The 15817-nt window shown below is 36.8% G+C and carries 19 protein-coding genes; 1 reads left to right on the top strand and 18 read right to left on the bottom strand.

Annotated elements, in window-relative coordinates:
• Window positions 1–6 precede the first annotated feature (6 nt).
• The 17 genes from aroB to BAQ49_RS08035 all read right to left on the bottom strand — a co-directional run bounded on the left by aroB (window position 7) and on the right by BAQ49_RS08035 (window position 14544).
• A complete protein-coding gene (aroB, locus tag BAQ49_RS08115; protein WP_071744910.1) occupies window positions 7–1092 on the bottom strand; it encodes a 3-dehydroquinate synthase in 1086 nt (361 codons plus the stop codon).
• Window positions 1092–2264, bottom strand: coding sequence for a chorismate synthase (gene aroC, locus BAQ49_RS08110; protein WP_071744909.1), 1173 nt, complete (start codon window positions 2262–2264; stop codon window positions 1092–1094). The genes aroB and aroC overlap by 1 nt, the downstream gene beginning before the upstream one ends.
• Before the next feature lie 230 nt (window positions 2265–2494).
• Entirely contained in the window at window positions 2495–2941 is a 447-nt protein-coding gene (ndk, locus tag BAQ49_RS08105; RefSeq protein ID WP_002064527.1) for a nucleoside-diphosphate kinase, read from the bottom strand.
• A 124-nt stretch (window positions 2942–3065) separates the two neighbouring features.
• Complete coding sequence (gene hepT, locus BAQ49_RS08100; protein WP_071744908.1) at window positions 3066–4028, bottom strand: heptaprenyl diphosphate synthase component II; 963 nt, start codon at window positions 4026–4028, stop codon at window positions 3066–3068.
• A 31-nt stretch (window positions 4029–4059) separates the two neighbouring features.
• On the bottom strand, window positions 4060–4773 hold the full coding sequence (locus tag BAQ49_RS08095) for a demethylmenaquinone methyltransferase (protein WP_071744907.1): 714 nt from the start codon (window positions 4771–4773) through the stop codon (window positions 4060–4062).
• A gap of 29 nt (window positions 4774–4802) precedes the next feature.
• On the bottom strand, window positions 4803–5555 hold the full coding sequence (locus tag BAQ49_RS08090) for a heptaprenyl diphosphate synthase component 1 (RefSeq protein WP_000332838.1): 753 nt from the start codon (window positions 5553–5555) through the stop codon (window positions 4803–4805).
• A gap of 271 nt (window positions 5556–5826) precedes the next feature.
• Window positions 5827–6396 (bottom strand): GTP cyclohydrolase I FolE, encoded by a 570-nt coding sequence (gene folE, locus BAQ49_RS08085; protein WP_071744906.1) that lies wholly within the window; start codon window positions 6394–6396, stop codon window positions 5827–5829.
• A gap of 121 nt (window positions 6397–6517) precedes the next feature.
• Window positions 6518–6790, bottom strand: coding sequence for a non-specific DNA-binding protein Hbs (locus tag BAQ49_RS08080; protein WP_001043860.1), 273 nt, complete (start codon window positions 6788–6790; stop codon window positions 6518–6520).
• Window positions 6791–7087: 297 nt separating this feature from the next.
• Window positions 7088–8566, bottom strand: coding sequence for a stage IV sporulation protein A (spoIVA, locus tag BAQ49_RS08075; protein WP_000416521.1), 1479 nt, complete (start codon window positions 8564–8566; stop codon window positions 7088–7090).
• Between the two features lie 242 nt (window positions 8567–8808).
• A complete protein-coding gene (locus tag BAQ49_RS08070; RefSeq protein ID WP_071744905.1) occupies window positions 8809–9522 on the bottom strand; it encodes a YphF family lipoprotein in 714 nt (237 codons plus the stop codon).
• Window positions 9523–9587: 65 nt separating this feature from the next.
• Window positions 9588–9791 carry a DUF2768 domain-containing protein gene (locus tag BAQ49_RS08065; protein WP_001289003.1) on the bottom strand — a complete coding sequence of 68 codons (204 nt, stop codon included), beginning with the start codon at window positions 9789–9791 and terminating at the stop codon, window positions 9588–9590.
• A gap of 227 nt (window positions 9792–10018) precedes the next feature.
• Window positions 10019–10270 (bottom strand): stage VI sporulation protein F, encoded by a 252-nt coding sequence (locus BAQ49_RS08060; protein ID WP_000369757.1) that lies wholly within the window; start codon window positions 10268–10270, stop codon window positions 10019–10021.
• Window positions 10271–10388: 118 nt separating this feature from the next.
• Window positions 10389–11411 carry an NAD(P)H-dependent glycerol-3-phosphate dehydrogenase gene (locus BAQ49_RS08055; RefSeq protein WP_071744904.1) on the bottom strand — a complete coding sequence of 341 codons (1023 nt, stop codon included), beginning with the start codon at window positions 11409–11411 and terminating at the stop codon, window positions 10389–10391.
• Between the two features lie 18 nt (window positions 11412–11429).
• The gene (der, locus tag BAQ49_RS08050; RefSeq protein ID WP_001125887.1) at window positions 11430–12740 is read right to left on the bottom strand and encodes a ribosome biogenesis GTPase Der; all 1311 of its coding nucleotides are present in this window, start codon (window positions 12738–12740) and stop codon (window positions 11430–11432) included.
• Between the two features lie 124 nt (window positions 12741–12864).
• Complete coding sequence (locus BAQ49_RS08045) at window positions 12865–13050, bottom strand: capping complex subunit for YIEGIA (protein WP_071744903.1); 186 nt, start codon at window positions 13048–13050, stop codon at window positions 12865–12867.
• A complete protein-coding gene (locus BAQ49_RS08040; RefSeq protein WP_071744902.1) occupies window positions 13047–13940 on the bottom strand; it encodes a YIEGIA family protein in 894 nt (297 codons plus the stop codon). Before BAQ49_RS08040 ends, BAQ49_RS08045 begins: the two co-directional genes overlap by 4 nt.
• Complete coding sequence (locus tag BAQ49_RS08035) at window positions 13933–14544, bottom strand: YphA family membrane protein (RefSeq protein WP_071744901.1); 612 nt, start codon at window positions 14542–14544, stop codon at window positions 13933–13935. The genes BAQ49_RS08040 and BAQ49_RS08035 overlap by 8 nt, the downstream gene beginning before the upstream one ends.
• A 118-nt stretch (window positions 14545–14662) precedes the next feature.
• Here BAQ49_RS08035 and BAQ49_RS08030 point away from each other — a divergent pair, with 118 nt between their 5' ends.
• Window positions 14663–14797: a YpzI family protein gene (locus tag BAQ49_RS08030; protein ID WP_000513901.1), complete on the top strand. Its 135-nt coding sequence runs from the start codon at window positions 14663–14665 to the stop codon at window positions 14795–14797.
• A 184-nt stretch (window positions 14798–14981) separates the two neighbouring features.
• On the opposite strand, the gene fni is transcribed toward BAQ49_RS08030, so the two are convergent.
• Window positions 14982–15817, bottom strand: an 836-nt coding sequence (gene fni, locus BAQ49_RS08025; RefSeq protein WP_071744900.1) for a type 2 isopentenyl-diphosphate Delta-isomerase, incomplete at its 5' end; no start/stop codon positions are given.

Below are 15817 nucleotides of genomic sequence, written 5' to 3'. Positions count from 1 at the left end.
ACTTTTCTAGACCATATCCTTTTGAAATGCTTTTAACGCAATATGAACAGTCTCATCTGAAATAGATACGACATTCACTACCCCATATTCCTGCATAAGTACCATATGAATTGTTCCTGCATTCGCTTTCTTATCTTGTTTCATCAGTTGAACGAGGCGCTCTACATTCAAATCACTTGGCATCTTTGGATAGCCGTATTTCAAGAACCACTGCTTCATCTCTTCATAAGCAAGATCAACCTTGTACACTTGCTCACTTAAAAATATAGCAAATAACATACCAACCGCTACTCCATCACCGTGAGTAATATTTCCATACCCTAACTCTTTTTCAAGAGCATGTCCTAACGTATGCCCAAAATTCAAATGGGCACGTACACCTTTTTCTGTTTCGTCTTGTGACACAATGTTCGCTTTCACAGGAATCGCCTTCGTTAATATGTGAATTAATTTTTCATCACGAAGATCCGTTAATGTTTGCACTTCTTCTTTTAACCAATGATATAGCTTTACATCACCAATAAGAGCATGCTTTATCACTTCTGCATAACCTGATCTCCACTCTTTTTCAGGAAGTGAATGCAAAAATGGCGTATGATATACAACAGCTTCTGGCTGATGAAACGCTCCAATCATATTTTTTCCTAGTGGATGATTAATTGCTACTTTCCCGCCTACTGCGCTATCGTGAGCTAATAAAGTCGTTGGAACTTGGACAAAGCGAATACCACGCATAAACGACGCGGCAACAAAGCCAGCTAAATCTCCAATCATTCCGCCTCCCAGTGCGATAATTAAAGAATTTCTATCTAATTTATTTTCAAGAGCCGAAGTGTGAGCCGCATAAAAATTTTCAAAAGACTTCTCTTTTTCGCCACTCGGTACAACAAACGAAAACACGTCCTGCTCTACTTGTAATGCATCAACAACTGTCTGTAAATGTAGTGATGAAACAGCTTCATCAGAAATGATCATTATGTTAGATACAGCAGGATTCATCTTTTGAATAAACGTTGTTAAATGTGACAACGCTTCTTTTCCAACATGTACATCATATTCTTTTGATTTCGTTTGAATATGTATGTTCTCCATTAAAATCCCCTCGCATATTCATTATGTTTCTCAATATTTTCACGTATAAGATCGATACGATCCAATCCAAATTGTTCAATTAAAACTGTCGCGAGCTCCCAAGCGACAACAGCTTCAGCCACAACGCTAGCTGCCGGTACTGCACAACTATCTGAACGTTCAATACTCGCTGTAAAAGGTTCTTTCGTATCAATATCAATACTTTGAAGCGGTTTATATAATGTCGGTATCGGTTTCATCACACCACGCACAATAACCGGCATACCAGTTGTCATACCACCTTCTACTCCACCTGCATTGTTCGTTTTTCTTCTGTACCCTTGCACTTCATCCCAAAGGATTTCATCATGCACTTCACTTCCAGGTCTATGCGCAGCTTCAAAACCAATTCCAATTTCAACACCTTTAAAAGCGTTAATACTCATAATTGCCGCTGCTAATTTTGCATCTAATTTTCTATCATAATGTACATAGCTACCTACTCCAATTGGCATACCTTCTACAACTACTTCAACAATACCGCCGATAGAATCACCATTTGCCTTCGCATCATCAATTGCTTGCATCATCTTTTTACCGACCTTTTCATCTAAACAACGTACAGGAGATGCTTCTGTAGTACTTTGTAATTCCTCAATAGAGTTATACGTAATATTTTCTGCCTGTACACCACCAATTTCGATAACATGTCCCGCTACTTGTATACCTAATTCTGCTAATATCCTTTTTGCAACTGCACCAGCTGCAACACGAACTGTCGTTTCACGTGCTGAAGAACGCTCTAATACATTTCTCATATCTCTATGACCATATTTAATCGCACCATTTAAATCTGCGTGTCCAGGTCTAGGTTTCGTAACTTGCCTTTTCATTTCTTTCTCTTCCTGCTCAGTTAACGGCTCTGCGCCCATAACCTTTGTCCAATGGATGAAATCACGATTTTCAACAACAAGTGCAATTGGGGATCCCATCGTCTTCCCATGCCTAACACCACTTACAATTTGCACTTGGTCTTTCTCAATTTGCATGCGTCTACCGCGTCCATATCCTTTTTGTCTTCTAGCTAATTCTTCATTTATATCATTCGCTACTAAAGATAATCCTGCCGGAACACCTTCTAAAATTGTCGTAAGTTGCGGACCGTGGGATTCACCAGCTGTAATATATCGCATACGTTATTCCTCTTTTCACATATGTATTTATCCCGCTACATAAAGTAGCAATGGTATCTTTCATCATTTTCATAACGTTATACCTTTTACTTTACATACCAATATATCATAACAGTCCTAACTTCGTAACAAATCAAAATAAAAAAAGTGCAAGAAGAATACCCCTATTCTTCTTGCACTTTTTACTATTATCACAGTTATTAAAGCGTTTACAAATTATTTTAAAATAATTAGTAAATCCATTGATTCATTAATTTTGAGTAGTCTACCAATTCTTCTTCCTTAAAGAAAATAGCAATCTCGCGCTCTGCACTTTCTAAAGAATCCGAACCGTGGATAATGTTTTTCGCAACAGTTACACCGAAATCTCCGCGAATTGTTCCCATATCAGCTTCATGTGGGCGTGTTTTACCCATCATATTGCGCGCTGTATCTACTACATTTTCACCTTGCCATACCATTGCGAATACAGGGCCAGATGTAATAAAGTCTACTAATTCACCAAAGAAAGGTCTTTCTTTATGCTCACCGTAGTGTTGTTCAGCAATTTCTGGAGTAACTTGCATTAATTTTGCACCAACTAATTGAAAGCCCTTTTTCTCAAAACGAGCTACAATTTCCCCAATGAAGGCACGTTGTACACCGTCTGGTTTTACCATTAGAAATGTTTTTTCCATAAAAAATCTCTCCACTTCTGAATTATGTATGTAATTGTATATCCCCACACACATATTAACACCCTTATCACAATTGTGCAATAGTTTTGAAATAGAGAGATTATTTTATTTTTTAGAAAAAACACTAAAATTTTCGTTTTCCAATATACTTTGCGACATTTTGCAACGCATACTTCGCCTGTCCACGAGGGAGTGGTTTTATTATTTCTAATGCTTTATGTAAATAACGTTCACTAAACGAAAATGCTTTATCAATAGCTTCGCTCGCTTTAATATCATTAATAATTTCTTTCATTTCACTTGCTGTTGTATTTTCATGCACAGATGTAATTTTCTGACGAAGAACAGGATCTTCCATGGCATACAAAACAGGTAATGTAATGTTACCTTGTAATAAATCACCACCAGCAGGCTTTCCAAGCTTCTCTTCTGTCGATACGAAATCTAAAATATCATCAATAATTTGATAAGACATACCAACAAAATATCCATACCAAAATAGACGATTTACAGTATCACGATTAGCACCAGCAGCAATCGCTCCTAACTGACAACTCGCGGCGATTAATAATGCTGTTTTTCGTTTTATCCTTCTTAAATACGTTCTTAAATTTTGATCATAGTTATACTTATCTTTAATTTGTTCGATTTCACCTTTACAAACTTCTAAAATTGTATGAGATAGTGCCTGGTGTGCATCTGGAATTTCTATATTTGTTATACATTCAAGAGACTTCGCAAACAAGTAGTCTCCTGTATACATTGCAATACGATCTCCCCATTTCGCATTCACTGTTGCGCTACCGCGTCGTAAAAACGCAGCATCTATAACATCATCGTGAACAAGAGAAGCCATATGAATAAGTTCTAATGCAACCGCAACATGCTTAATTGCATCTAACTTATAATCCCCAAATTTCCCTGCAAGCAAAACAAAAACAGGGCGAATCCGCTTCCCACCTGCTTCAATAAGCTGTAATGCCGCTTCTTCTACTAACGGCTGCTCAGAAGCAACTGTCTTCTTCAATTCTTTTTCTATAACATTAATATCCGATCGTAAAAAAGAGTACATAAGTTGTAACTTCATATTGTTCACCTTAACCTAAAACGTCTTTTTTCTATTTTGATTCTGGTTTAACACCTAAATGCATAGCTGCTACACCAAAAGTAAATGGTTTCACTTTCACATTCTTAAGCCCAGCTTCTTCAAACATACTCGCTAACTCTTTCATCCCTGGGAATGTACTAGCGGATTCCTGAAGCCATGAATATTCTTTATAACTTTTTGCAAATATCTTTCCAAACAACGGCATGATATATTTAAAGTATAAGACATACCCTTGTCGAAAACCAATCATTGTTGGTTGAGATGTTTCTAAGCAAATTACTTTTCCACCAGGCTTTACTACACGCGTCATTTCTTTTAATACTTGCATGTAATCCGGAACGTTACGTAGCCCAAAACCAATCGTTACATAATCAAACGTATTATCTTCAAAAGGAAGTTCCATTGCATTTCCATGCATAAGTTCTACTTGCTTTAATTCTAAAGCTTCTACCTTTTGTTTACCGACAGCTAGCATATTTTCGCTAAAGTCTAAACCGTAAACCTTTCCATTTTCCCCTACAGCTCCTGCTAGCGCAATTGTCCAATCAGCTGTTCCGCAGCAAACATCGAGTGCCTTACTCCCAGGTTTCACATCCATAATTTTCATCGTTTCTTTGCGCCATACCTTATGCCTTTGAAAACTAATTACAGAATTCATCACATCGTATTTATCAGAAATTTTCTCAAATACGTCATGTACTCTTTCTTCTTTTGATTGTTGCATGCTCGTACCTTCTTCCAATGTAAAGTTGCTTATGTCCTTGATTTATCTCTTAACATAGAAATTATTTCATTAACTTCTGTATGATTCTCTAAAAATTTTTCTTCCTGCTTTTTCATTTCCATAAGCCATTCATTAATAACTGTTTCCAGATTTTTATCATCATCCAATGAGATTTTTTGAACCGCTTGAAAAACAGGTGAATTTTGTTTATCAGCATACAATTGACACTCTTTTTGAAGACGATTTTTTCCTAATACATAAGTTATATATGGTTTCCAATTGGATAAATGAAAATGATCACATGTTTTTTGCAACAGCGCAGATTCAATTATTACTACACTTTCCATTATGTCTTGAATCGTCACATGGGCTTTTTGATATAGCATAATTTTATGCTCATTAATCTCCTTAATTCCTTCAGCAAGTGCGCGAATTAAGATAATATCACAATTCATTGACAATAAGTAATAGTATAGACCACTATAATAATCGCCTGCAAGCACTGTCAATTGACGACGCTTATGAAATCCACTCGTCTCTTCGTTTGCTTTATTTGATACTTTTTCATGTGTATCAAGAGCAATTTGTACAAGCATAATCGTTACTACATAATGATCAATTTGTTCTTTATGTATATTTGCATCCTTTAATGCACCGTATAACAGCGCTATTTTTTCTTCATCAATAAATGGTTCTTCAATATAGTTTATAAAATAAGGATGGCGTAATTTCTCCATCAATTTCTCTTTAATACCAGCATACCCTCCGTAGATGTCACACACAAAAAATCACCCTTGTTTTCTAATTCATAAAATTTATTATAACACATACATTCTATTTTCTATAATCAAAACTTGGCTACTTCTGCCAAACTGTCACCGAATGCAGCCTCAACTTTCATTCATACGAATCATCTTCATCACTAACAACTACAAACATTCATTTGCACAAAAGGCAGAAATAATTTTCAACCTTTATATTCTTGCTCTTTCATACTAAAACTATATCATTTTTTTGCATATAAAAAAAAGAAAAGCAGTTTCCCGCTTTTCTTTACTTCGTCTTAATAAACGATAAAATTTCACTACGTGCTGCTGCATCATTTTCTAACACGCCGCGCACTGCAGTCGTTACTGTTTTTGCACCAGGCTTTTTCACACCACGCATCGTCATACACATATGCTCTGCTTCTACTACTACCATTACACCATGCGGCTCTAGTACTTCCATAATAGAGTTAGCTACTGTTGATGTAATACGTTCTTGTAGTTGCGGACGACGTGCAATTGTGTCTACAGTACGAGCTAATTTACTTAGTCCCGTTACTTTTCCACCTTGCGGAATATATGCAACGTGAGCAACTCCATAAAAAGGAACAAGATGATGCTCACACATCGAATAGAATGGTATATCTTTTACTAGTACAAGCTCTTCGTGATCTTCTCCGAATACTTTGTGTAAATGCTCTTTTGGATCCTCATGCATCCCTGAGAATACTTCTGCGTACATTTTCGCAACACGCTTTGGTGTATCCAGTACTCCCTCGCGATTTGGGTCGTCTCCGATTGCCTCTAAAATAAGACGTACTGCTTGTTCAATTTGTTCTAAATTAACTTTTGCCATCCGCTAGCCCTCCCGAAAAACCTAAAAGTGATACGAACACATTCTAGCATATTTATGTTTTTAAAAGCAAAAAGAAGAGTTTCCAAAAAGGAACCTCTTCTTCCCTGTTAATATGTAAGGATTATTTAACCGCATCTTTTAACGCTTTACCAGGTTTGAATGCAGGTACTTTACTTGCAGCGATTTCAATCTCCTCACCTGTTTGTGGGTTACGACCTTTACGAGCCGCACGCTCACGAACTTCGAAGTTACCGAATCCGATAAGTTGTACTTTATCACCTTGTTTTAAAGCTTCTAAGATAGAATCAAAAACAGCGTCCACTGCTTTTGTTGCGTCCTTTTTAGAAAGGGAACTTGCTTCTGCAACAGCATTGATTAAATCTGTCTTGTTCATGCCATTCACCTCCTCCCAAAGATAAGACTGTATAATGATCATAAAATGAGTCTTACTTTCATTTGTAGGCAATTTTTGCAAATTCTATACTACAAAGATGTAGATAAATCATTATCAACGCCTATATTATACGATTCTCCTTTATAATTCAATATTTTTAAGGAAATTGTTACTCTTAAAATGTGAAAATCTGATGAAACTTGACAATTTACAACAAAGTGTTAGATAATAACTGTTTATTTTACTATTACATACTCCAAAATAAAAAAATCCCTCTACAATTAGAGGGATTTTTTCTTATAATATAATCGCAATCAATCCGCCAGACCCTTCATTAATAATTCTTTCTAGCGTTTCTTTCAATTTATAACGCGCATTTTCTGGCATTAGAGATAATTTCGCTTGAATGCCCTCTCTAACAATCGAGCTAAGAGAGCGCCCAAATATATCAGAATTCCAAATTGATAGCGGATCATCTTCAAAATCTTGCATCAAATAACGAACTAGTTCTTCACTTTGTTTTTCAGTACCGATAATCGGTTCAAATGTTGATTCTACATCCACTTTAATCATATGAATAGACGGCGCAACCGCTTTTAATTTAACACCGAACCTGGAACCGTGACGAATAATTTCCGGCTCATCTAAGCTCATATCAGCTAATGCAGGCGCTGCTACTCCATATCCGGTTTGCTTTACCATACGCAGGGCATCCGCAACTTGGTCATACTCTGTTTTCGCATGAGATAAATCGAGCATAAGCTTCAATAAATGATCTTTCCCTCGAATTTCTACTCCTACTACTTCTTTTAAAATTTGATCATACAATTCATCTGGCGCATATAAATCAATCTCCGCCACACCTTGCCCCATATCGATGCCAGCTAGACTTGCTCGATCAATAAATTCATATTGACTAAACTGCCAAACGACACGGTCCACATCACGAAGACGTTTTATATCCTTTACAGTCTCTTGAACTGCTTCCTGATAACTTTGGCGTAACCAATGTCCTTCATTCAGCACCATTACCCAGCTTGGAAGGTTTACATTCACTTCTAAGACCGGGAACTCAAATAACGCTTCCCGAAGTACATTATACACATCTGTTTCTCTTAAACTCTCTACACTCATCGCAATTACTGGAATATCATATTCTTCTGATAAACTTTGACGTAACTGCTCTGTATCTGGATGATACGGCTGTACAGTATTGATAATCATAATGAAAGGCTTTCCTACTTCTTTTAACTCATTTACAACGCGTTCTTCTGCCTCTATATAATCTCTTCTTGGAATTTCACCAATTGTTCCATCTGTTGTAATAACGACACCAATTGTTGAATGCTCTTGAATTACTTTACGTGTTCCGATTTCTGCAGCTTCATGGAATGGAATAGGCTCTTCATACCAAGGAGTATTAATCATGCGTGGACCATTCTCATCTTCATAGCCTTTTGCTCCTGGAACCGTATACCCAACACAATCTACTAATCGAATATTCACTTCAAGACCTTCATCTACTTCAATAGAAACCGCTTGGTTTGGAACAAACTTCGGTTCCGTCGTCATTATTGTACGACCAGCAGCACTTTGAGGCAATTCATCCTGCGCTCTTTGACGGTCTGACTCATTTTCAATATTCGGAATAACAACAAGTTCCATAAATTTTTTTATAAATGTTGATTTCCCTGTTCGAACAGCTCCTACAACTCCAAAATAAATATCACCGCCTGTGCGTTCCGCAATATCTTTAAAAATATCTACCTTTTCCAAGTGATTCCCTCCCTCAATATTTTTGGGAATAATTCCACGTTTATAGTCAACTAATACCTTCTCTAACGTTGCCTATAATATCTGATATAATATAATGGTATTCTAGAAGTTCGGACAATATATCATATAATTTTGTCCAATTTCATATGACTATTTAAAAATACCTTTTGTTTGCATCGCAAGTTGTATAACATAAAAAACCTTTCTTCTAGAACTTATTCACTAAAAGAAAGGTTCATGACTTATGATTTTAAAAAAATTGGTTCGCCATTTTCCACTGTGTAAGGTAAAGAATATGCAGGGACAAACGGGGAATCTTTTAGTAGTATATTCCGGATATCTTCCCCTTCTTTAAATTGCCCTTCATTTTTTTTCAGCGCTTCATATAAATCGATTCTATAATCAACAAACAATTCTCCTTTTTCATTGATTACAAGAGGGAGACTTTTTCCAGAGTACGGACTTGTCACTTGAGGTACCTCTTTATATCCTAGTTTTTTGAAATCTAATTCATAAACACCATCTGTAATCACTTTTTTAAAAGGTGGATATTGATGTTCATCACGATACATCCTTAACTTTAATGCTACTTCTTGAATTTGTTCCGCCATCCTAACATCAATTAACTTTACTGTCGGATTTGTTTCAACATCTATTAATACATATTGATACACTCCCCCACTTTCATACGCATTCCCTGGTGCCTCTTGTATGTATCTCGGAGCAATTTTTTGAAAATCAATTGGATATTTTTGATAAATCGGCGTACTCATATCACGCGTCTTAATTGGCAATAAACCATTCGTTTGTTCCTTGTATGTAGTAATAGCTTTTTGAACAACTTGTAACTGATCTTCATAAGGAATAGCGTTTTGTTTCATATTTTCTCTCGGATACATACACCCTGTCAAAATGCTTATGCAACAAAATATTAAAATAATATGGATTTTTTTCACTGGTAATCACCTTTTCCCGCTAGTATGGACTGTTCCTTTTGTAACATTTACAGACTACACATCCTCTACTGCTCAATAGGGCCACTAAATACAACAAGGAAAATAATAATTCCAGATACAATCATGAGGGTGTACGCTACTAAAGCTGTAATCCCTTTCAAAATTTTATTCTTCATTTTATGCCTACTTAATAAAATAAAACTTACTGCAAGAAACATAAATCCAATTGCCCCTAAAGCAAACCACATTTTCATAAGCCCTTCCGACATATATACACCCCTTTACTTTCAATCTATTTTTATACTATTTTAACAAATTAAAATCTTTAAACAAATAAATTTCATCATTTTGCCGTGAATTGATGAAATTTATTTAAAATAATAAAACCGAAGCACGAAATGATGTGCTTCGGTTGACCAAATATGCCCTTACCAGCTCTATTCCCATTCTTTCATGACTATCATATGCATTCTCTAAACTCTTTGTTTCTCATAATTTATTTTTTAAACATTTTACTTAACGAACCAAAATCCGCTGGCATATTATTGTTAATGATAGCTTTTACAATTTGATCCTCTTGCTCTTTCGGCACTTCACGTCCTGCCATTAGAGCAACTTGATGAATCAATTGACGAAGCACTTGCTCATCACGCAAGTTCGCATTTTGTACAGATGATGCTAATTTAAAAATATCTTCTTTATTCACTTTCGCCTCTTTTTCAATGTTACTAAAAATGTTGTTATCCATTTTTTTCACCCTCTCCTCAAGTTACTCTTTATCCTATGCAAAAATGAAAAATTGGTGAAAAAACCCAGGGAATAAAAAAAAAAACGGTAGAAGTACAAAATGTACTTCTACCGTTTTTTTATAACAAATCAGGTATCGCCTCAACCTCGTGTTTTCGAACACGTCCCATCAATGAGCCTACTGCATCTTTCACATTATTCCCATTGAATAGCACGTCATATAAAGCAGCTGTAATAGGCATTTCAACTTCCATTTTCTCTGCCAATTCATGAGCAGCTTTCGTTGTTCTTACACCTTCTACAACCATTCCCATGCTTTCTAACACTTCTTCTAAAGAATGTCCTTTTCCAAGCATATTTCCAGCGCGCCAATTTCGGCTATGAACACTTGTACAAGTTACAATTAAGTCTCCCATACCAGTTAGACCAGCAAACGTTAACGGATTTCCGCCCATTTTTCTTCCTAAACGAGCAATTTCCGTTAAACCACGTGTCATTAATGCCGCTTTTGCATTATCACCTAACCCTAGACCATCCGTTATCCCAGCAGCTAATGCGATAATATTTTTTAACGCACCACCGAGCTCAACTCCAACGATATCTGGGTTTGTATACACACGGAAATAGCTATTCATAAACAGATCCTGTACTTCCTCAGCCGCTTCCATACGTTTGGCTGCAGACGTAACAGTCGTCGCTTGGCGCAAACCTACTTCTTCAGCATGACTCGGTCCAGACAGTACAACAACATCTTTAATCAAGTTCTCTGGAATTTCTTCCTCAATCACTTCCGAAATACGTTTTGACGTACCTGGTTCGATTCCTTTACTTGCATGAATCCAAGTAATTGGTTCCGTAACAATCCCCTTCATCTCTTGCAATACGTCACGATACGCTTTCGTCGGTACTACTAGCAGTACTGTATTTACATCTACTAACGCTTCTTCTAAAGAAGAGTAGGCTGCGATTGTGCTTGGCAATGTAATCCCCGGAAGATATTTACTGTTCTCATGTTTCGTATTAATTTCATTCATGAGTTCAGGACGGTTTCCCCAAATACGTACATCATGTCCATTGTCAGCTAATACCATCGCTAACGCTGTTCCCCAGCTACCTGCTCCTATTACTGTGATTTTTGTCATAAAATCACATCCTCTCCATTAGTCTCTTGCTCGAGCGATAATGTGAATCGGCGTTCCTACAAAACCGAACGCTTCACGTAAACGATTCTTTAAGAAGCGCTCATATGAAAAGTGCATTAATTCTGTATCGTTTACAAACACAACAAATGTCGGTGGTTTTACCGCAACCTGTGTCGCATAGAAGATTTTCAGACGGCTACCATTATGAGTCGGCGTTGGATTCATCGCTACCGCATCCATAATTACATCGTTTAATACGTTCGTTTGTACACGGATGCTATGACTTTCATTTACCTCATTGATAACCGGTAATAACGTTTGTGTACGTTTTTTCGTTTTCGCAGATAAGAATACAATCGGTGCATAATCCAAGAATTGGAAATGAGCACGGATGTTTTCTTCAAATGCTTTCATTGTTTTTTCATCTTTTTTCACTGCATCCCATTTGTTTACAACGATAATAACAGCTCGTCCTGAATCATGAGCATATCCAGCGATTTTTTTATCTTGCTCAATAATTCCTTCTTCTCCGTCTAAAACAACTAAAACAACGTCAGAACGTTCAATCGCTCTAAGTGCACGAAGTACACTATATTTTTCTGTACTTTCATATACTTTCCCTTTTTTACGCATACCAGCTGTATCGATGATTACATAATCTTGACCATCTTTGCTATATGGCGTATCAACAGCATCACGTGTCGTTCCTGCTATATTACTTACAATTACACGTTCTTGACCAAGAAGTGCATTTACAAGTGATGATTTCCCTACGTTTGGACGTCCAATTAAAGAGAAACGGATTGTTTCATCGTCATACGCTTCTTCTTCAATCTTCGGAAAATGATTTGCAGCTTCATCTAACAAATCACCAAGTCCTAAACCGTGTGTACCTGAAATCGGGAATGGCTCACCGAATCCTAATGCATAGAAATCATAAATATCACTACGCATTTCTGGATTATCAACCTTATTTACCGCAAGTACAATAGGTTTTTTAGAACGATATAAAATTTTAGCAACTTCTTCATCTGCTGCAGTTACACCATCGCGACCATTCGTCATAAAAATGATAACATCTGCTTCATCAATCGCTACTTCCGCCTGTTGACGAATTTGTGTCAAGAACGGCTCGTCTCCAATATCAATTCCACCTGTATCAATAATGTTAAACTCATGATTTAACCATTCTCCCGCACTATAAATACGGTCTCGCGTTATACCTGGTATATCTTCTACGATTGAAACTCTTTCTCCAACAATTCTATTGAAAATAGTAGATTTTCCCACGTTCGGGCGGCCTACTATTGCTATTACTGGTTTCGGCATATACTTTCATCCTTTCAACTTGCTTCTGTTTATTATGTAAAAAACCCTTCTTTGTGCAAGAAGGGATTTGCATTCCAGAATATTTCTCAACGTATCAAAACACCTCATATTATAACACACGTTGCTAATGTTTCACAATAATATATACATTCTCTTGTAAGCGATGCGCAATACCATCTAATATCGCCTCTAAATTATTCGCAACAAATTCTAGTTCCTCTGTCGTCTCACAAGTAAATAAGGGAGCTCCACCTGCAAACTTTTCCGGTGTTGTTGTAATTACTGCGAGAATAACACTTTCTAACATCATCTTTTATCTTCCCTTCCTTTCGGGGCTTCCGATGACATATGAACAGCACTTTCTAGCGTTGGCACATTCCCTATGACACCTATCGCTTTCTCGGCATCTTGGTCTTGCGGCAAAACAAAAATCCCAACTCTTCCATCTTCTAAATCACGCTTTGCTAACGGTACAAGTGCTGGTGTACCTGAATCCCTATATATCCCTAGAGCAACAGAGACATCATGTAAAATAGCTTGCCGTTGTCCTAAATTTGCAATTGTAACCATCGCATCAATTGATTTCGGTTTTAAAATAAAACCCATTCCATATTTCATAATTTCTTCTTGCCTTGCTGGTAATCCAATATTCATAATGTAAATATTATCAATATAAAGTCCCGCTCCTTCAAAACGAAGTGGAACGTGCTCAATTTCTACAAGATCATGAAGCCTTTTACCTGACATTAATTTTCTCGCAATGAAAAAACTTACCATACCAGTAATTACCCCAGCAATCCATGAATGGAATCCTATATACGCAAACGTTGTTACAAACGACGTTAACATCGCCAAATAGTTACGACTTTCAAAGACTAATGCAATCCCTTCAATGTATGTATTACCACGTGGTACGAGCTCATATCCATCTAATTGTTGAAGCGTATTTCTTTCCATATTACGCACATCACGAAATTGCGTCGCCGCTAACGTAAGAAATGTAATTGCAGAAAAATCTTTTTTCAAAATAGACGGAATCGCAATTGCCCCTAAGGCAGCCGCAATTAACCCCATCGCAATATGAATAATTTTCCCGTGAAGCCTCGTCGGATATTGCCTCGTATCGGTACGAAGCATTAACACCCTAGTTACCGTCCCGGCAATTACGCCACATAAAATGGCTGGTGTATATTCAGTCATGTATTACCCTCGCCCTTCTTTTACGCGTTTTCCTCTTAAATTGTTCCATATATACTGATACTTTTGTAATCCATAGTAAAATCGCCATAAATAAAGTAGAAACGGCAACAACATCAAAAAAGGCTAAACTGCCATATTCATAAGGAAAATGTAATTTATGAAAAATAAGCGTCACCAACAACTCTCCTTGTAACATCCCTATATACAAGGTGCACAATCTTAATATGCGATCCCCGTACAATAAAATTGATGCATACACAAGTGCACCACTTAGCAGCAACAACCTATCAACCACAATCCAAATCGGATCATATACTTCTAACAAATGGAAACTTGTATATAACATTGCAATAATAAGCGCCGAAAGTAAGGTGTATAATTTTTTCCAAATAGAGTATAGTGTGATGCCTACAAAAGAAATAATACAAAGCAAAAGGGCATTTACCGATACAGTAAAAGAAGCAATCGTCACATTTAACGGGGAACAAATAATAAAAATTAATATACAAGCACCTATCTTCCAACGAATAGGTTCTTTTTTCATAAAAAAGGTCACGACAATCCACCCTATCCAAGCCACAAAATAAAAAGTACTCCCATCCATCATTTCACCTCCTATGTTTTCCATTATGGGAACTTTTTATGAAAGTTAATCCTACCTTTTCTTTGTGCATAGTTTTTCTCATAACAGCAAAACTTTTAATAAGGAGGTGGAACTCACAATGGGTAAAGATCGCCAAGAACGAAAGCTAAGAGAATCACGCCGCGTTGAATCTGATCGCGACCAATCACTTCAATATCCTGGTGCAACTAGTCTTGATACACCGGAGCAAGCTCGAAAGCAAAATCAGCACTAAAAATAAAAAAAGACGGTTTCAGTATTGTATGAAACCGTCTTTTTTCGTATTTTTTTAATAAATTCTTTTGTTTTCGTATTAATATCTCAATCATAATATATTCTCTTTTTTCATTCATAGAATTATATAGCGCAATATCTCACTTCTTTATTTTATAAAAAAACCAACCACACGGTTGATTTTTTTATCTCCTACTATAATGCGTAGTATCAATACCACGCTGCATTAACCAATGATAGGTTTCGCCTTTTACAACAAGAGGTACAGATTGTAACTCTTCTATCGTCTTCGCGCCAAGAGCTGTCATAATAAATTTTAAATCTGTATGTAAAAGATCGATTTCATCCACTAACTTCTCGATACCATCTTGCATTAAAACACGTAAAAAGTATCCAGCAAACGCAGTTGTATTCGCCCCTAATGCGATTGCCTTTGCCACGTCAAGCGCTGTTTGTATACCCCCAGATGCAATAAAAGAGAGGTTATTATTTGTAGAGGTTGCTTCAATAATCGAGGTAACAGTTTGTATGCCCCAGTTATTAAAATAAGAAAGCATTCGCTGTCTTCTTTCATTTTCAACAGCAGCAAAATTCGTACCACCTTGTCCACCAATATCAATTGCTGTTATACCTATACTCGCTAACTGCTGTACTGTTTCCTTACTCATTCCAAATCCTACTTCTTTTACAATGACAGGAACTTTACTGTTTAACACAATTTGTTCAATTCGCCGAAGTACACCCGTAAAATCACGGTCTCCTTCTGGCATCGTTAACTCTTGTATGACATTCAAATGAATTTGCAGTGCATTCGCTTCAATCATATCAACGGCACGCTCCGCCTGTTCGACAGTTGCCTCACTCCCCAAATTAGCAAAGAAAATGCCATTTGGGTTTACTTTTCTGACGATTTTATACGAAGCCGCCTCACTTTCATTTTTTAAGGCTGCCATTTGCGAACCTACAGCCATAGCAAGGTTATGATGTTTCGCTACATATGCTAATTGCTCATTAATATGTA

It is taken from the genome of Bacillus proteolyticus, assembly GCF_001884065.1.
Taxonomy (GTDB): Bacteria; Bacillota; Bacilli; order Bacillales; family Bacillaceae_G; genus Bacillus_A; species Bacillus_A proteolyticus.
This window is presented reverse-complemented; position numbering and strand designations above follow the sequence as displayed.